At 44.3% G+C, this 17487-nt stretch carries 13 protein-coding genes; 5 read left to right on the top strand and 8 right to left on the bottom strand.

The genetic code is table 11. The features are described from left to right. Window positions 1–161: 161 nt before the first annotated feature. The 6 genes from H4K34_RS04360 to porU form a co-directional block, all read right to left on the bottom strand. The gene (locus H4K34_RS04360; protein WP_210759603.1) at window positions 162–836 is read right to left on the bottom strand and encodes an SDR family NAD(P)-dependent oxidoreductase; all 675 of its coding nucleotides are present in this window, start codon (window positions 834–836) and stop codon (window positions 162–164) included. A 64-nt stretch (window positions 837–900) separates the two neighbouring features. After that, window positions 901–2142: a pyruvate dehydrogenase complex dihydrolipoamide acetyltransferase gene (locus H4K34_RS04365; RefSeq protein WP_210759604.1), complete on the bottom strand. Its 1242-nt coding sequence runs from the start codon at window positions 2140–2142 to the stop codon at window positions 901–903. 11 nt (window positions 2143–2153) lie between these two features. Continuing rightward, complete coding sequence (pdhA, locus tag H4K34_RS04370) at window positions 2154–3152, bottom strand: pyruvate dehydrogenase (acetyl-transferring) E1 component subunit alpha (RefSeq protein ID WP_210759605.1); 999 nt, start codon at window positions 3150–3152, stop codon at window positions 2154–2156. A gap of 51 nt (window positions 3153–3203) precedes the next feature. Continuing rightward, window positions 3204–3692 (bottom strand): cytidine deaminase, encoded by a 489-nt coding sequence (locus H4K34_RS04375; protein ID WP_210759606.1) that lies wholly within the window; start codon window positions 3690–3692, stop codon window positions 3204–3206. A gap of 4 nt (window positions 3693–3696) precedes the next feature. Continuing rightward, window positions 3697–4878 carry a type IX secretion system outer membrane channel protein PorV gene (gene porV, locus H4K34_RS04380; RefSeq protein WP_210759607.1) on the bottom strand — a complete coding sequence of 394 codons (1182 nt, stop codon included), beginning with the start codon at window positions 4876–4878 and terminating at the stop codon, window positions 3697–3699. 49 nt (window positions 4879–4927) lie between these two features. Further along, window positions 4928–8773 carry a type IX secretion system sortase PorU gene (gene porU, locus H4K34_RS04385; RefSeq protein ID WP_210759608.1) on the bottom strand — a complete coding sequence of 1282 codons (3846 nt, stop codon included), beginning with the start codon at window positions 8771–8773 and terminating at the stop codon, window positions 4928–4930. A gap of 208 nt (window positions 8774–8981) precedes the next feature. On the opposite strand from porU, the gene H4K34_RS04390 reads away from it, so the two are divergent. The 4 genes from H4K34_RS04390 (at window position 8982) to H4K34_RS04405 (ending at window position 14168) form a co-directional block, all read left to right on the top strand. Further along, window positions 8982–9965, top strand: a complete 984-nt coding sequence (locus tag H4K34_RS04390) for a PorP/SprF family type IX secretion system membrane protein (protein WP_210759609.1) — start codon at window positions 8982–8984, stop codon at window positions 9963–9965. A 30-nt stretch (window positions 9966–9995) separates the two neighbouring features. Continuing rightward, window positions 9996–11582 (top strand): SUMF1/EgtB/PvdO family nonheme iron enzyme, encoded by a 1587-nt coding sequence (locus H4K34_RS04395; protein ID WP_210759610.1) that lies wholly within the window; start codon window positions 9996–9998, stop codon window positions 11580–11582. A 33-nt stretch (window positions 11583–11615) separates the two neighbouring features. Further along, window positions 11616–12896, top strand: a complete 1281-nt coding sequence (locus H4K34_RS04400; RefSeq protein ID WP_210759611.1) for a UDP-N-acetylmuramoyl-tripeptide--D-alanyl-D-alanine ligase — start codon at window positions 11616–11618, stop codon at window positions 12894–12896. Window positions 12897–13049: 153 nt separating this feature from the next. Continuing rightward, the gene (locus tag H4K34_RS04405) at window positions 13050–14168 is read left to right on the top strand and encodes a hypothetical protein (protein ID WP_210759612.1); all 1119 of its coding nucleotides are present in this window, start codon (window positions 13050–13052) and stop codon (window positions 14166–14168) included. Window positions 14169–14336: 168 nt separating this feature from the next. On the opposite strand, the gene H4K34_RS04410 is transcribed toward H4K34_RS04405, so the two are convergent. Together H4K34_RS04410 and H4K34_RS04415 are read right to left on the bottom strand one after the other, a co-directional pair. Then, a complete protein-coding gene (locus H4K34_RS04410; protein WP_210759613.1) occupies window positions 14337–14867 on the bottom strand; it encodes a hypothetical protein in 531 nt (176 codons plus the stop codon). A 284-nt stretch (window positions 14868–15151) separates the two neighbouring features. Then, a complete protein-coding gene (locus H4K34_RS04415) occupies window positions 15152–16294 on the bottom strand; it encodes an acyl-CoA dehydrogenase (RefSeq protein ID WP_210759614.1) in 1143 nt (380 codons plus the stop codon). Window positions 16295–16349: 55 nt separating this feature from the next. Between H4K34_RS04415 and H4K34_RS04420 the strand changes: the two genes are divergently transcribed. Continuing rightward, a complete protein-coding gene (locus H4K34_RS04420) occupies window positions 16350–17432 on the top strand; it encodes an anhydro-N-acetylmuramic acid kinase (protein WP_210759615.1) in 1083 nt (360 codons plus the stop codon). The last annotated feature ends 55 nt before the right edge of the window (window positions 17433–17487 follow it).

Raw genomic sequence — 17487 nt, forward strand, 5'->3', positions numbered from 1 at the left:
CAATTACTTCTTAGTAATTTTTTTCAAGTGCCTTATGAACGTTTCCCGCTACTCTCGTAAGGGGCGGCAAATATACACCGACTTCCCCGCTACGCAAGCCTTTCCAAAGTCTTTTTGTGAATTATTTCACAAGGAGCTGAAAGCCTGCACTATAAATTCCCCTAAGGATTAGAAGAACTCACCGGAATCACCTTGCCATGCAGGATTCCCGGTGCTTGCAAAGCGAAATTAAAGATGAACTTGGCCATCTCATCCGGCTGTGAAGCCGCCTCCAAATCCGGAAATGCATTGCGAAACATCTCCGTGGCACTACTTCCCAGAGCCAAAGCATTCACCGTTATACCCTCTTCAGCCAATTCCGTAGCCAAACATTCGATCCAAATATTCATGGCGCCCTTAGAACTACTATATACAGAGAGGCCCGGGAACTTCATACTGCCTCCAATACCACCTATACTACTAATGGCCAAAATCTGACTCCCCCTCTTTAACATAGGTAAGAGTGCTTGGGTGAGAAAATAGGGGGCCATTACATTCGTATGATATAAAGATTGCATATCCTCTGGCAACATCTCCCGAAAGGGCTTATTAACGAAGGCCGCCGCATTATGTATTAATAGGTCTATACTTTGTGTCTTCTCCTTAATATGTGCTGCCGCCTGATCCCAATCATTAATGTCGGTACAAATGGTCTCAACATTATCCTCTTCCCTAGCCAGAGCTTCTAAGGCCTCTGCTGAACGAGCTACCGCCAGTACTTGATGACCGGCCTTTGAAAACTGCTTGGCCAGCTCCTTTCCTATTCCTCGGCTGGCTCCTGTAATTAATACTTTCATCTTATATAGCTATATACAAAAATGCCCCGGCGTAAACCAGGGCATTTCTATTTGTGTATTTCGATTAGAGCAACATATTTAATGGGCTCTCCAATATTCCTTTAAAGGTTTGCAAGAAGGCAGCACCTGAGGCGCCGTCAACCACACGGTGATCACAGCTTAAGGTTACCTTCATTACATTACCGGGAACTACCTCGCCATTTTTAACCACCGGTACCTGCTTAATTCCGCCTACGGCTAAAATACAAGCATCCGGACTATTTATAATAGCGGTAAACTCTTCAATCCCGAACATTCCCAGATTTGAAATAGTAAAGGTATTTCCTTCCCATTCCTGAGGTTGCAATTTCTTATCGCGCGCTTTGCCCGCAAATTCTTTTGCTTCCTTATTAATGGTAGCCAAACCTTTTTGGTCAGCATGACGAATTACCGGTACCAGTAATCCCTCATCTACGGCCACAGCCATTCCTATATTAATATCATGATTGCGACGAATCACATCACCATCCCAACTAGAATTAATAACTGGATGTTGCTTTAGAGCTACCGCCGCGGCTTTAATCACAAAATCATTAAAGCTGATTTTGGTTTCGGCCACCGCATTAATACTCTTACGTGCCTCGATAGCCTGATCCATATCTATATCTAAAGTCAGATAAAAATGTGGAGCCGAGAATTTCGATTCACTTAATCGACGCGCAATGGTTTTACGCATTTGTGAAACGGGCAACTCATCATAGGCCATTCCCGCAGGAGCTGCGCCAGCAGAACCCATATTAACTTGAGGTGCTGCAGCAGGAGCAGATGCAGGCGCTTGATAATTGTCGATATCGCGCTTAACGATACGACCACCTTCGCCACTGCCTTTCACTTGATTAATATCAATGCCTTTATCTTCTGCTAATTTCTTCGCTAAAGGGGACGCCTTTAATCGATCGCCATTAGCTGCAGGAGCTTCTATCTTTTCTTCCGCTACTGGAGCAGGAGCTGCTTCGGGAGCACTTTCTTTTTCTTCTTTAGGAGCTGGGGCTGATCCACCACCATTTAATAAGGCGGAAATATCTTCACCCTTTTCTCCTAGGATGGCTAGAATAGAATCCACCGGAGCGGTATTTCCTTCCTCTACGCCAATATGTAATAATACACCTTCCTGAAAAGCCTCAAATTCCATGGTGGCTTTATCAGTTTCGATTTCCGCTAAAAGATCTCCTTCTTCTACTTTATCTCCGATTTGCTTGTGCCACTTAGCCACGGTACCTTCTTCCATGGTGTCGCTCAAGCGGGGCATGTTTACTACTTCTGCCATGCTATAATCTCTTAATGGGTTTTAATAAATGGATAGTCCTCCTGGATGTATACATTCTTGTATAAATTGGAAGCATCCGGGAAAGGTGACTCATCCGCATATTGCACGCATTCATTCACCAAATCCTTAACGCGATCTTCGATCTCCTTAAGCTCGGCTTCGGTAGCGTACTTTTTATCTTGAATTACTTTGTGCACGATTCCGATTGGATCACGCTTCTGATATTCGGCCACCTCTTCCTTGGTACGGTAATGCTGAGCATCCGACATAGAGTGGCCTTTATAACGGTAGGTACGAATTTCTAAGAAGCTAGGACCTTTTCCGCTACGAGCGCGATCTACTGCAGTTTGCATGGCCTGGTAAACAGTTACCGGATCCATACCATCCACCGGTTCGCAGGGCATATCGTAGCCTAATCCTAATTTATAGATATCTGTATGGTTAGCGGTACGCTCCACAGAGGTACCCATTGCATAACCATTATTCTCTACCACAAAAACTACCGGAAGATTCCACAGCATCGCCAGGTTCATCGTTTCATGGAAACTTCCCTGACGAACGGCTCCATCACCCATATAACAAAGGGTAACTGCTCCGGTCTCTAAATACTTATCGGCGAAAGCCAATCCTGCACCTAAAGGAATTTGACCTCCCACGATGCCATGACCTCCAAAGAAGTTATGCTCCTTTGAGAACATGTGCATGGAGCCCCCATTTCCTTCGGAGGTACCACCGGTTTTACCGCAAAGCTCGGCCATAATCTTACGAGGATCTACTCCCAGCGCTATAGGCTGAACATGGTTACGGTAAGCCGTGATCATGCGATCGTTTTCTTCCATTGCAAATGCCGAACCCGCAAGCACGGCTTCCTGGCCATTGTAAAGGTGGAGGAATCCGCGAATCTTCTGTTGAATGTAGAGGGCGGCTGCCTTATCTTCAAACTTGCGCCAGAACAGCATATCTTCATACCATTGTAGATATACCTTCTTGGTGATCTTCTTCTTAGGCATTGTTCTATTTGATTGAGAACGGCAAATTTATACAAAAAGCCTGCAAGGACACTATTCAGGAAGATGACTTTCGTTAAAGCTGAAAGGCATTAAATGTCGAGTGCTTTCTGCCCTGAAAACCAGCTCTTCAGCCGGGTAAATCAGAAAGAGTTCAAGGCCGCTCTGTTGTTTATATTCATACTCAGCCATTACTTGCAAGCATCCTCCGCAAGGAAATGGCAGATTAGTTGACGTATCTGGTACACAAACTGCCAGAGCTTCGAAGGTCATATTTGGAAATTGTACTCCCGCCGCAAACAAGGCCACCCTTTCCGCACATAATCCGCTAGGATAAGCGGCATTTTCCTGATTGGCACCTTGAATGATAGTTTGATTGGCCAAACGTACGGCCGCTCCAACTTGAAATTTACTGTAAGGGGAATGACTTCGGTTGCGTGCCTCCAGTGCTTTTTGCACCAGCTCCCATTCTGATGGATTTAAATCTTGATAGGATTGAGCTTGGAGCTCGCAATGGAATTCTAGTTTCTTGATATTCTTCAATGAATTACTCTGCTTGTTCGAAATTGAATAACAGGGTAAAGCGCAAAGTGTTTTCGAGTGGACTGCGAACTACAGCAGAAGCTGGAATTAAATAAGCGAAATCCAATCCGAATACATTGTACTGAATACCCAATCCGATGGTATAGTATTGACGTCCCCCCTTATTAGGATCCTCATACTGGTATCCACCTCTGAAGGCAAACTTATTATCGTACCAATATTCGGCACCGATATTAATATTGATTTCTTCCAATTCCTCGCTGGTTCCTCCAGGAGCATCATTGAAAGATTGGAATACTCCGGCGAATGCCGATACATTATCATCTACCCCAGCAATGATCTCACCATTGTCATCCAATACCGGAGGAGTAGGTACTAAAAGTTTATTTAAATCTACGTACACCGAAAAACGGTTGTATCTATCAATATCCAAATGGTAACCACCACCTAATCGCAGGTTGGCCGGAATAAAGTCGGCACTCTCTTGAGAAGTACCATAGCTAATCTTACCTCCTACATTGGAGATATTCAAACCCCCACTAAAACTTTGGTACTGGCCATTCCCCATCGACTTGCGATCACTCTGATAGTAGAATCCTAAATCGGCCGCCAAGGAAGAACCCGGGGTAGTTTCAATTCCGGCAGTTTGCAAACCATTGGTTAAATCGCTGTAGATAAAACGAAGGCCAACCCCCATACTAAAGTTGTTGCTCAACTTCAATCCATAGCCCGCGTTTAAAGTCATCTCATAAGGCTGACCTGTTCCTTGGGGTTGATTGTCTTGATCGCGGAAATTAATTTCTCCTAGAGAGAAGTAGCGCATGGCGATGGCCAAACCTTGCTTATCATCAAATTTAGTGGCGTAAGAAACGTGAGCTAAATTGATATCATTCACCAAACGGTTTAACCAGGGCGTATAGCTTAAGGAAAGAGAATTGGTTCCATCCTCTAAAAAGGCCAGCTTACCGGTATTCCAATACACTGAATTTGCATCAGGCGCAGTAGCTGCACCTACGTCTCCCATACCCCCGGCACGGGCGTCTGGAGAAACGGCAATAATGGGAACAGCAACTGATATGGTGCGGAGTTCGGCGAAATAATCACCATCCCCTTTGAGATTTCCAAATTGGGCATGTAAGCCGAAAGCGCTGAAAATAAATAGGCTAAGAGCAAAAAATTGCTTCATCTTTTCTTTTTAGAAGGGGCAAAAATAAGTTTTCTATACAAACGCGGGGTTAACGTAACACTACCAATTTTTCGTATACGTCCGCTGAACTATTATCGCTAAGGGAACGAACTTTCACACGATAAACGTATACCCCCTTCCCGATTTTATCTCCATAATCATCTAATCCATTCCAACTGATGCCGGTAACACGGTTTCCAGCACTCAATACTTCTTGATTAATGGTCTTTACCAATTTACCTGAAACCGTAAATATTTGCACTTGCACCTCCAAAGGCTGATTGGCCCGATTGTGCTCAAATTGAAATTCGGTATAAGTGGTAAAAGGATTGGGATAGTTCAATACGCGCTCCAAGGCCAGGTCTGCCGATTCGGCCACCACAAATTCGGTTGTAGCCTCTGAAGGATTATTATAAATATCGAAGGCCCGCAAATCCAATTGGTAAGATCCAGGCTCCAAATCAAATAACTGGTAACGCAAGGAACCGGATTTATAGGAATTGAGATCCGCCTCATAATATTCATTTAGGATATAAGGCTGGTCACTAGCTTTATTTAAGACAGCACGCAAATCCTGACCAATGCCATTCCCCACCGTATTAATACCACTAGAGTCGCGCAGCTCGGCATAGATATAAGGATCCGATCCGGTAATGCCGCCACGCACAAAGCTGGCATCATTCATAAAGAGTTGAATTTCGGGGCCCTCTTCATCGGCCGGAGCATTTTCATTAAATCCACCCACAAGAATGGAATCATAAGCACCGGCGGCATCCCGATCATTTACAGCATCGTAGGCATACATGCTCACCTTACCAAAGCCGAATTGATAATTGATCCCTAAGGGTGCGCGAAATTGCACGGTCCAGAGGCCATTATTCACCTCTACCTTTCCACGATAAATCAAACTATTGCGTTCCTGGAAGTTCACCGGGCTACCTACCCCATCATTCACTAAGGTTTGACGCTGGGTTTCCTTATCGAATACGCTAATGTTCAAAATGCCATTAAAATCATTCATCAGTTGACCATTGAGGTCTACTACCTGGCCATCTAATTCCACCAAAGAAAGAGCCTTAATAGTGTCTTGCGCCAAAGCGATGTCTACCGCATTAAAATCGGTAAGCTCCACTCCATATTCCGGAATAGCCAAACGTAAGGCAGGATCTCCTACCAATGAAAATTTGGTTTTGGTATTTCGGCTGCGCACAAAATCATCATTCTTAGCCGCACGGAAAATCTGTCCTAAAGTTTGAGGCACCCCATTGGGTCGAGCCAAAATGGTATCGAAAATAGCCTCATTAAGATCTACCGCTCCTTGCACCCCCACTACTCGGGTAGTAGATAAAAGAGCTACTGCACCACCGCGAGGATTAAGCAATAACTGCTCCCCGGCCGATACTCGCTTGGGATCATCGTAGCGGGTAAACTCACAGGTGATGGTAATAAAGAGTGGCAAGGCATCGTAATTGGTCCAACCATTTACATCCGATAGCTGTAAAAGCTTTTCGGAGGCCAGACCGATTTCCCCACCATGACCGATATAATTCACCAACAAACATCCTCTTTGTACGGCTCGAAACATATCACGCTGAGCCTCCGGATAAGACTGACTGCCGGTACTGGTTTGCTGCTGATAGGCATCCTGGTAAATCTTCTGCACATTAAAGGCATTGGAGGCCCGCTTAGTAAGATTGTAAAGGTTTTCGGATCGAGGCACGAAATAGGTGCGTTCCCATCCTAAATCCACATCATCACTCATTAATAGAACCCTGCTTCTCCACTCTCCAAAGCGACCGGTACCTTCCACATAGTTCTTCACCTTGTTCACGTAGTTTCGGGCTTCGGCGGCAGTACTTACGGTAATACGACCGATCCCTAAATCCATAATGGCACCTTGAAAATTGGTGGCTTCACCGGGATCCATATAGGCAAAGAAGTCATCTGTAATACTAGATAGACCTAAAGAGTAGCTATAGCTCGACTCCCAAGTGGGAACAAAATTATTGTTGCCCGTAATGCGATCCTTATAATCGTAGGAAGCATCACCAAAAAGCAAAACGTATTTAAACTGATCATTCTGGGAACGATCGTATAAGTCCTTAATAAAATCACGAACGGCACTAAGGTCCTGACCACCGGAACCGTATTCATTGTAAATCTCTTCGGTGCTAACTACTGCGGTTGCAACATTATCTGAACCATTATGGAAATCCGCCAGCTCTTGTGCCGATTCCAGGAAATTAGGATGACTGATGATCACCATTTCAGGAACGGTCATCGCATGTAAGTCCTGATTTTCGATTAAGCCGATATAAGCAGGTGCATCGAAGTTGGTACCCGTAAAAGCCACATATTCATTTAGCTCACTGAGGTCGGCATTGAATTCATAAATTCCACTGCCATTAAAGGCCCCGGGTACATATTGATGTTCTCCCAGTCGATTGATCTGCCAAACGGTAATGTCATTAGGCGGATTCTCAATTCGGAAGGTTCCTACCGCTCCTGCCGCCAAGCTGCGACTATCGCGGAATTGAATCATATTTCCCGCCCCGGCAAAATTGAGAGCACGACGAACATTCAGTTCAATTTTATCTAACCAGGCTACTCCGGTAGGATTAGCTGAATTATCGTAAGTGAGGTTCAAAGTAAGATTGGAGGCTTGAGCGGTAAAGGTCCCGCGTTGATCCGCTCTTTGCACAAAGGCAGGGTAATCACCCGAAGTTTCATAGGCACTAATCCCGTTACTCATAACCGTTTGGTTGGCATAGCGAGTATTTAAGGAAGTACCTCCAGTAGAAGCACGTCCTACGGCATCCACTCGAATTTTCACGGCTTCAGCTAAAACAAGATTCGGAAAGGAAAAATTGTAATTATAACTGAGGGTAAACTCAAAGATATCGCCGTACCAGGCTCTACCGGTACCTACCAAGTTAACCAGGTCTTCCTCCACCGCGTCAAAATCGTCAAAACTGCTTATTACTTGCTGAGGATTGGAGGGCAAGTTCATGGTCTCCATGCTCTTAGCATTGCCCGCATCCACACTTACAAATACGAAGTTGTGATCGCGGTAAATATTATGTCGGTAATCAAAACGATCGCCACTGCTGTTATAGGTCCAATCATGGGGACCATAAGCATAAAAGAGGATGTAGTCATTGTTATTGAAGTCTCCATCATTATTGGCATCCACCGCTTTAAATGAACGCTCTTGCAGATCTATAGTGCGGGCAGCATTGAAGCTTTCGGGAAGCATGGCTTGGTCATTCGCTAATAATCGAATGGAAGCGATTTTCACATCACCATCCCCAATTTTATGCTGATTAAAAAAGTCGGGAGTCAACTTATAGATTCCGCTTTCGCTGATGCGCAGTTTATGCCATTTCCCGGTAGACAGTTGGCTATTCGCCAGATTTTTAGCCCGACGAATTAAGGGAGCTTCCGGCTTGCGCTGACCCTTTAACACCTGCCACTGCAATTGTGTAATGCGATAAACTTGATTGCCTTCTTTATAGAAAGGAATCAAGCAATAGGAAATTCGGGAAGCAGTTCGAGAATAGCCTGCATAATTTTGATAGAGGAGTGCCTCCTTGCTGGGAAGCTCAATATTTCGGAGCACCCATTTTTCACGATTGGGAACGAGCTCAGAACTAAGAACCCTTAATTGAACTGAATCCGAAGCCCGGAACTCAGCTGGCAGTGCTGCACAAAATTGCGGCAGCCCATAGTAATCCGGATGCATATCTGCCGCTTTCAAGGAGGGTAAGAAAGTTTCGCCTTCCGGCCCGGTGGGAATCGGCTCCAACCATTGGAGTTGCACGGTGCCACTTTGAGCCTGTGCTAAGGCCCATGTACTGGTAAATAAGAGGGTAAAGAGAACTAAAATGCTCTTCATGAAATCCATAAATTAAACTGTGTTGGCTTCAAAACGTTGCGAAGATAGACTTAGTATTCCACAGAACTTCACATAATAGACGTAGGAAATTCGAGTTCTTAAAGACAGAATGTGTAAAAAATCATTTTATTTGCCTTCTTGGAATCTCCACAGCCCTGAACTGTGGTCAATAATTTGTATCATTGTAGCCCCAAACTCTTTAGAGAGGATGAACAAAAGACTACTAACCTTTTTTGCAATTTTGGCTCTGGGCAGCACCCAAGTGCTTCAAGCACAGGATGCTCATTTCAGTCAATTCTATGCAAACCCCATGTATTTGAACCCCGCATTTGCTGGGGTGGCCAAATGCCCGCGCCTTAACCTAAATTACCGGAATCAGTATCCGGTATTGAATGTGTACCAAACCTATAGTGCCAGCTACGATCAATATGTAGAGCCACTGAACGGTGGGGTGGGAATTCTGCTAATGCGCGATGAGGCCGGAGACGGTGCCTTCTCAACAACCGATGCAAGCCTCGTATACAGCTACCACTTAAAAGCATCTCGTAAGTTTAGCATCCTAGCTGGTTTTCAAGGTACCTATCGCCAGATTGCGATCGACTGGAACAGCTTCACCTTCCCGGATGAGATCGATCCCTATTTTGGATTCGTTCGTGAAACCTCTGAGCCTAATCCCGGTAGCAATACCGTAAGTGCATTCGACCTTACCGCTGGATTAATTGGCTATACCGAAAAATTCTACTTTGGCTTTGTTGCCTCTCACCTTACTCAACCCGATGTAAGCTTCTTTGTACAAGATCGCTTACCGATGAAATTCACTGCCCACATGGGCTTCACTATTCCTTTAGGTCGTAAACGTTTGGTTACCGACTTACAGAATTACTTGATTCCAAACATTGTATACCAAGTACAAGGACCTTACGATCAAATTACAACCAGCCTCGCCTTTTCGCGTGGCGATTTCAAAGGAGGCTTAGGATTCCGTAGCAGTACTACTAACCCAGATGCTTTAGTGATTTTGGTAGGCTATACGCCTCTCGAAGGAAACTGGGGCTTTGGTTACAGCTACGATTATACCATCTCCAGTATTGCTAACAATTTGGGAGGAGCCCATGAACTGACCTTAAGCTATCAGTTCCCTTGTCGTGCCCCTCGCAAAAAGACCAAAGCAATAAGTTGCCCTAAGTTTTAGTTATAAAGACCTTAAGAATCAATTGTTGATATGAACCGATTGAATTTTCTAAAATCATTGAGCCCAGCCTTGGCAGCAGCATTTCTGCTCAGTTCATGTGGTGGCGATTCATCAAATACCACCGGATGGGCCTATAATGATTCCGATAATGGCGGATTCTCTGTAAATACCGATTACGAAGGACAAGAAACCGGTCCCGGTTTAGTCTTTGTTGAAGGCGGTACCTTTACCATGGGTCGCGTAGAACAAGATGTGTATCAAGATTGGGATAATATTCCCCGTCAAGTTTCAGTACAGTCTTTCTACATTGACGAAAACGAAATTACCAATACCGACTACCGCGAATACCTCTACTGGATTCGTCGTGTATTTGATATTGACTACTATCCAGAAATTTTAACCACTGCTTTACCAGATACCTTGGTATGGCGCGACGAGCTCTCTTACAATGAAATGTATGTAGAGAACTACTTCCGTCACCCTGCCTATAATTTCTATCCTGTAGTAGGTGTGAGTTGGATTCAAGCGATGAAGTACTGCTCTTGGCGTACCGACCGTGTAAACGAGAATATTCTGATCGAACAAGGAATCTTCAACGAATTCCCAGATCAAAGTGATGCAGACCACTTTAATACTGAAGTATACCTTTACAAGAGTGGTGAATATACCCAGCAAAACAAAGCTGGTTTAGAAGATCACAACCCTAATAGCCCATTTGGTGATGAAGGTCGTCCTGTACGTATTGAGGATGGTATCTTATTACCTAAGTACCGTCTCCCAACCGAAGCCGAGTGGGAATATGCGGCTTATGGTAACATTGGAAGCCGTGTATACAACCGAGTTACTGACGCGAACAAATTTACTTGGAATGGTTCTGCTTCTCGTAACCCAGAAGCTGATCAGCGTGGTGATATGTTAGCGAACTTTAAGCGTGGCCGTGGTGACTATATGGGAACCGGTGGTTGGTTAAATGACCAAGCTGCTACTACCATGCAGGTAAAATTTTACCCTCCTAATGATTACGGTTTATATGATATGGCTGGTAACGTTGCCGAATGGGTAATGGATGTTTACCGTCCCCTTACTTTAGAAGATGTTCGTGGCTTAAACCCGTACCGTGGTAATGAGTTTAAAACCTGGGATAAAGACTATCAAGGTTTAGGTGCTCTAGAAGTATTACAAGAACCACAAAGAGATGGCGATTCTAACATCGTAGCATTACCTGGTGAATTACCTCGTCGTGATGTTACTGAAGAAGAAAACTTAAACCGTCGTAACTACAAGAAAGCAGACTATCGTGACCATATCGATGGTGATAAGCAATCTTCTATCTATTACGATGCTGAAACCGAAGAAGGTGAGCCATTAATGTATGATTATGCCACCACTACCCTAGTAGGTAATACCACTCGTGTATTTAAAGGTGGTAGCTGGAAAGACAATGCTTATTGGTTAAGCCCTGGTACCCGTCGCTTCCTGGAAGAAGATCAGTCTACTGACTTTATCGGATTCCGTTGTGCTATGGACCGTGTAGGATTCCAGAACCTCGACCCTGATCGTGAAAAACGACACAAGAAACCAAAGCGCGACAAGTTCAAGCGTTACAATTATAATTAAGAAATTAGCCCCGTTTAACGACGGGGTTTTTTTATGGACATCAGCAATCTTTACGATCTCTTCCTTAGCAGCACCGGCATTTGTACCGACACTAGAAAGCTGCAGAAAGGACAACTCTATATCGCATTAAAAGGCGAGAATTTTAATGGCAATGCTTTCGCTGAAAAGGCCCTCAATGAAGGCGCCTGCGCAGCCCTTATTGATGAAGCACAATACGAAGGTCCTAATCGCATTCTGGTAGAAGATGGCTTAAAGGCCCTCCAGGAGTTAGCCCTTTTCCATCGCCGGCAATTAAAGATCCCCGTGATTGGCTTAACCGGAAGTAATGGCAAAACCACCAGTAAGGAATTAACGGTTTCCGTCCTTAAACAGAAGTTCAGGGTGGCTGCTACCGTAGGCAACCTCAATAATCATATTGGCGTACCCTTAACCCTGCTCAGCATTACCGAGGAGCATGAAATAGCGGTGGTAGAAATGGGCGCTAATGCTCAAAAGGAGATTGAATTTCTATCCAGTCTTTCCTTACCGGATATCGGCTTTATTACCAATTTCGGGAAGGCGCATTTAGAAGGTTTCGGTGGACCAGAAGGCGTAATTAAAGGCAAAAGCGAACTCTTCGAAAATCTTCGTCAACGGAATAAATTGGCTTGGGTATCGATTACAGATCCCATTCAATTGGAGCGCAGCGAAGGCATGGAACGTTGTACTTATGGCGCTTCTGAAAATGCTGACTTCCCGGTTTACCCCATCGAAAATTCAGGGAGCTTTGTAAAGGTGCATTATCAGGATCGGGAGATCCAATCGCACTTAACCGGAGCTTATAACTTTAGCAATATTGCCATTGCCATAAGTTTGGGCGCGCATTTTGGCCTTTCGGCGGATGCGATCCAAGCGGGCATTGAATCCTACCAACCCCAAAACAATCGCTCACAATTAGGCGAAGGACAACATAACCTTTTGGTAAAGGATTATTACAATGCCAATCCCAGCAGTATGGAAGCGGCCTTGAAAAACTTTGCGGAGCTCACCGAGCGCCCTCAGGACTCGAAATGGGTTATTCTCGGAGATATGTTCGAATTGGGAGATTATGAAGCAGAAGAACATCAGAAAATAGCAGATTTGGCGCTTAGTCAAGGCTATGAAAATACCATCTTAGTAGGAAAGGCCTTTGCCGCGACGCAAGGAAATGCTGTAAAGTTCGAACAAACTGCTGCCCTCCTACCCTGGCTGGAAACGCATCTGCCGAAAGGCAAATTAATCCTGGTAAAAGGGAGCAGAGGCATGACCTTGGAGAAAGCAGCGGAATTGCTCTAAACTTTAAAAGATTTCTAGCCTTAGGACCTGTAAGTGACTACATAGAATACTTATATGATACGGTTTACTTAGACTCAAATGAATATTACTTAGTCGTACCAATTGAGAATTAACTGAAAGTGTATGCTTATTAAAACTTTTAAGAGAGCCTTTTTGGCTCTCTTAGTTTTTCACCTTGGTATTAGCTGTCGGGATTCCACCACTATGGTGGACAAGGTACCCTATCTAAAACTGGATACTAATCAGAGGGTTCGATTGGAAGCGCAAGTAAATTCAAGCCGCGCCTACCTCAAATGGAGGATCAATGATCAAGATACCATTGGACACTACATTTATGCGGATACTCTTTTTGAGTTTAAAAAGAAAGACTTAGAGCAAGCCTATTTTAAAAGGAAAATCAGAGCATACCCATCAGAGCGAAAGGGAATCTATTTAAATCCTATCTATAATTATTCTGACCATAGTATTTACAGCCTTTCTGCAGAACTGGGTAATCAAAAATTAGCCATTCACAATTTAGAGGATGCCTCTTTTAGAACTCATATTCTCCCTCAAAAAATAAATGGCTACCAAGCCTACTTTGCGCTCAATGATCTTTACCCTCCCATTGTTCTCGGTGACTCACTCATACTACTCAATTGCAATTTCCCAAATCTTGGACGGCACCATCAAACCAAAGAACTCTATTCCTTAGGCATTGACGCTGTCTTTAAATTGAAAGAGGATAGTTTAGTTTTTAAGCAACTAATTGGAATGTATCCCGCTCATTACCAAAATTCCGTTTACATCCTCAATGATTTTCACCCTTCCAGGTCTGCTGCTAGGGGGAAAATTTATTACGGCTTCAAATACAGTAACAGAGTCTACTATTACGAGTGGAATACCGAGCAAAGGAAATTTACAAGGCACATATTAAAGCCCAATAAACTACTGAATGTAAGTCCACTGGAGGTGCTGTCTTCCGAGGAGTTCAATGATGGCCGATCGAGTAAAAAACAATTTGAAGAGCCTGGATTTCTAGATTTAGAAATAGATGAAAGCGACGGATCAATCTATCGCATTTACCGAGCACCTGATAGCATCACAGACTATAAACCTCGCCGAGACCTCCTCTATAAAGAGGACTTTTATCTCCTTAAGTACGATTCTTCACTTCAATTTATCAAAGCTGAATACCAAAGTTCCAATCAAGTAATCATGAATTTACAGCGTAATGGAAGCCTATTTTGGTTTAATGCGGTGGGAAATTCCAATGTTTATTGGTTAAAGTAAAGGTTCGAGCAAAGTTTATAGCCTTCTTTAATTTCGAACAAACTGCTGCCCTCCTACCCTGGCTGGAAACGCATCTGCCGAAAGGCAAATTAATCCTGGTAAAAGGGAGCAGAGGCATGACCTTGGAGAAAGCAGCGGAATTATTGTAGGACGCCTGGCGGAGATTATTCAAGAATTCCGTTGACGGATCGGTATCTGAATCCCAAAAATCAGAGAACTCTCATAGTCCCCTACTACGTCTTGCGCATTCACCACGCCATCCATTAGATCGGAGCCCCAGTAATTGAAATCCACTTTAAGAGAATATTGGATATTGGGGCGACTAAGACTGGAAGGATAGGCAATACTGAAGCTACCATTTAGCCCAAGTCCCATACTTTGATTATAGGATAGGCCAATTCCGGCAAAGACATCACCGTACTTCTTTAACTGTAGAAATCGCCCTCCGGTTTGGGCGCTGATTATTGAATTTCTGAGACTAAGTCTTTCACTTCCGAATACGGGCTGCGCCCATTCAGCTTGATGGATGGCTCCCGTATAATGCTTGAAGCCTACTGAGAAATATTGCCTCCCAAATAGCGCCTTCACATTCGAATCTATCGTAAATAATGGTAGACTAGCCGGGTATTTCCCTACATCTGTATGTACCGATGTAAAGCCCAGGCCCAAAGAAATTAGCCAAGTAGTAAGATAAGACATAGCCCCTGTTTAATTTGCTCAAAATTGTATCGCTCCCCAGCGCTGAACTGTAAAACAAAATCTGTTTTTACATAGATCAATGCGGATCTTTATTAATCAGAGTGCTGTTTTCACAGACATGCCAACACTCTAAATAAATCCACAATCGAAAAGCAAATCCACTTCCCTTAAAAAACCAAGAAGAAAAAACAGGTATAGCTAAAATTAAAAAGGCCCTAAGAAAGGACCATAAAAAAAAGCCCTTCCATATCTGAAAGGGCTTTTTGTGTATGTAGAATCGCTACTTAGTCGGCCAATACCGCACGAGAGATTACAATCTTTTGAATTTCGGAAGTACCCTCATAAATCTGAGTGATCTTCGCATCGCGCATTAAACGCTCTACATGGTATTCTTTTACGAATCCGTATCCACCGTGTACTTGCACAGCCTCTACGGTAGTTTTCATGGCCACGTCTGATGCGTATAATTTAGCCATAGCACTTTCCTTGTCGAAGTTCATACCATTGTCTTTCAACCAGGCGGCACGTAAACACATTAAGCGAGCGGCATCGATCTCAGTAGCCATATCAGCTAATTTGAAACCTACTCCCTGGTGCTTTCCAATCTCTTTACCGAAGGTCTTACGTTCTTTAGCATACTTCACGGCTAATTCATAAGCACCACTGGCGATACCCAAAGCTTGAGAAGCGATACCAATACGGCCACCACTCAATACCTTCATGGCGAATTTGAAACCGAAGCCTTCTTCACCAATGCGGTTTTCCTTAGGCACTTTTACATCCTGGAACATTAAAGAATGGGTATCAGAACCACGAATTCCCATTTTGTCTTCTTTCTTACCTACGGTAAAACCTTCCATATCGCGCTCAACGATCAAGCAGTTAATTCCGCGGTGACCTTTCTCCACATCCGTTTGGGCCATTACCAAGTAAACGCTAGCCGAACCACCATTGGTGATCCAGTTTTTGTTACCGTTTAAAAGGTAGTGATCGCCCATATCGATGGCGGTGGTTTTTTGAGAAGTAGCATCTGATCCAGCTTCGGGCTCAGACAGGCAGAAAGCACCAATGATTTCACCGGTAGCTAAGCGCTTCAAGTATTTTTCTTTTTGCTCTTCGGTACCAAATTTCTCCAGACCCCAGCAAACCAAGCTATTGTTTACCGACATGATTACGGAAGCAGAAGCATCTACCTTAGAAATCTCTTCCATGGCTAAAACATAGGAGATGGTATCGAGACCAGCACCATTGTACTTAGGATCTACCATCATACCCAAGAAGCCCAATTCTCCCATTTTCTTCACCTGCTCGGCTGGGAATTGTTGCTTGTCATCACGTTCGATTACGCCAGGAAGTAATTCATTCTGAGCGAAATCGCGCGCTGCTTGTTGGATCATTAAATGCTCCTCCGTAAGTTCAAAATTCATAGCTATTATTTTTAATCTTGTAGGGTCCGTTAATTGGAGTGCAAAGGTAAGTTAAATGGCGCAAAATCTTTATCCTAAAGCTAGAATGAGAGTCTTAGGTTTAATGTCGGGAACCTCTTTAGATGGTCTCGACCTCTGCCTGGTAGAATTCGACTGCGAGGCCAGCGGTACCTATCGCATTCTGGCCGCCGAAACCTATGCCTATCCCAAGCATTGGCAAGAAGCCCTCAGCTTCAAAAACTTAGAAGCCCGGGCCCTGCATCAATTGGATGAGGACTACAGTCGCTATTTAGCCAGTCAAGTACAGCGGTTTTGCCAGGAGCATGCGCAAGGCCAGGAGGATATCGACTTTATCGGTTCCCACGGGCATACCTGGTTTCATGAACCGGATAAGGGTATTAGCTATCAAATTGGAAATCGACCGATATTGGCCATTGAATCCGGCTTCCCTGTAATCTGCGATTTTAGGCTACAGGATGTAGCTTTGGGAGGACAGGGTGCTCCATTGGTTCCTATTGGCGATCGAGATTTGTTTGCTGACCAGCAGGCTTGTCTGAACTTGGGGGGCTTTGCTAATATATCGGCCGACATCAAAGGCCAAAGGAGGGCTTGGGATATCGCCCCCTGCAATCTCGGCATGAACCATTATTGCCAGCAATTGGGCTTGGCTTATGACGCATCCGGCCATGTCGCCGCCAGTTATGCCCATGATGATGTGCTCTTTGCCCAACTCAATGCCCTAGAATACTATGCATTAGAAGCACCCAAAAGTTTGGGCCGCGAATGGTTAGATGCCGTAGTATTTCCGCTCTTGGCGAAATCGGCCCTGAGCCCGGAAGTAATCATCGCTACCTTAAACAGACATTGCGCCTATCAGATTGCGCAAAGCTTAAATCGCTATCAACTGAAGCAGGTGCTTATTAGCGGGGGTGGCGCCTATAATCAAACCCTTATCGATTCCATTGGCATTTGGGGTAGCTTCGATTTAGAGATCGCGGAAACTACTTTATTGGAATTTAAAGAAGCCCTGATTTTCGCCTATCTCGCCTATTTACAGGTACAGGGAAAAAACAATGTTTTGGCTTCGGTTACGGGAGCCCGCAGGGATCATTGCAGCGGGATACGTTTTGATCCGTAATTCATCACCTTTATTTAAGATTGGGGCAGGCTCTTTTTATACTTTTGTTGGCGCT

It is taken from the genome of Croceimicrobium hydrocarbonivorans, from assembly GCF_014524565.1.
In the GTDB taxonomy this organism is placed as follows: domain Bacteria; phylum Bacteroidota; class Bacteroidia; order Flavobacteriales; family Schleiferiaceae; genus Croceimicrobium; species Croceimicrobium hydrocarbonivorans.

What these genes read in the sequence shown, in the direction of transcription:
- H4K34_RS04360 (WP_210759603.1), bottom strand. Translation starts at nt 836, where the DNA reads ATGAAAGTATTAATTACAGGAGCCAGCCGAGGAATAGGAAAGGAGCTG.
- H4K34_RS04365 (WP_210759604.1), bottom strand. Translation starts at nt 2,142, where the DNA reads ATGGCAGAAGTAGTAAACATGCCCCGCTTGAGCGACACCATGGAAGAA.
- pdhA (WP_210759605.1), bottom strand. Translation starts at nt 3,152, where the DNA reads ATGCCTAAGAAGAAGATCACCAAGAAGGTATATCTACAATGGTATGAA.
- porV (WP_210759607.1), bottom strand. Translation starts at nt 4,878, where the DNA reads ATGAAGCAATTTTTTGCTCTTAGCCTATTTATTTTCAGCGCTTTCGGC.
- porU (WP_210759608.1), bottom strand. Translation starts at nt 8,773, where the DNA reads ATGAAGAGCATTTTAGTTCTCTTTACCCTCTTATTTACCAGTACATGG.
- H4K34_RS04390 (WP_210759609.1), top strand. Translation starts at nt 8,982, where the DNA reads ATGAACAAAAGACTACTAACCTTTTTTGCAATTTTGGCTCTGGGCAGC.
- H4K34_RS04395 (WP_210759610.1), top strand. Translation starts at nt 9,996, where the DNA reads ATGAACCGATTGAATTTTCTAAAATCATTGAGCCCAGCCTTGGCAGCA.
- H4K34_RS04400 (WP_210759611.1), top strand. Translation starts at nt 11,616, where the DNA reads ATGGACATCAGCAATCTTTACGATCTCTTCCTTAGCAGCACCGGCATT.
- H4K34_RS04410 (WP_210759613.1), bottom strand. Translation starts at nt 14,867, where the DNA reads ATGTCTTATCTTACTACTTGGCTAATTTCTTTGGGCCTGGGCTTTACA.
- H4K34_RS04415 (WP_210759614.1), bottom strand. Translation starts at nt 16,294, where the DNA reads ATGAATTTTGAACTTACGGAGGAGCATTTAATGATCCAACAAGCAGCG.
- H4K34_RS04420 (WP_210759615.1), top strand. Translation starts at nt 16,350, where the DNA reads ATGGCGCAAAATCTTTATCCTAAAGCTAGAATGAGAGTCTTAGGTTTA.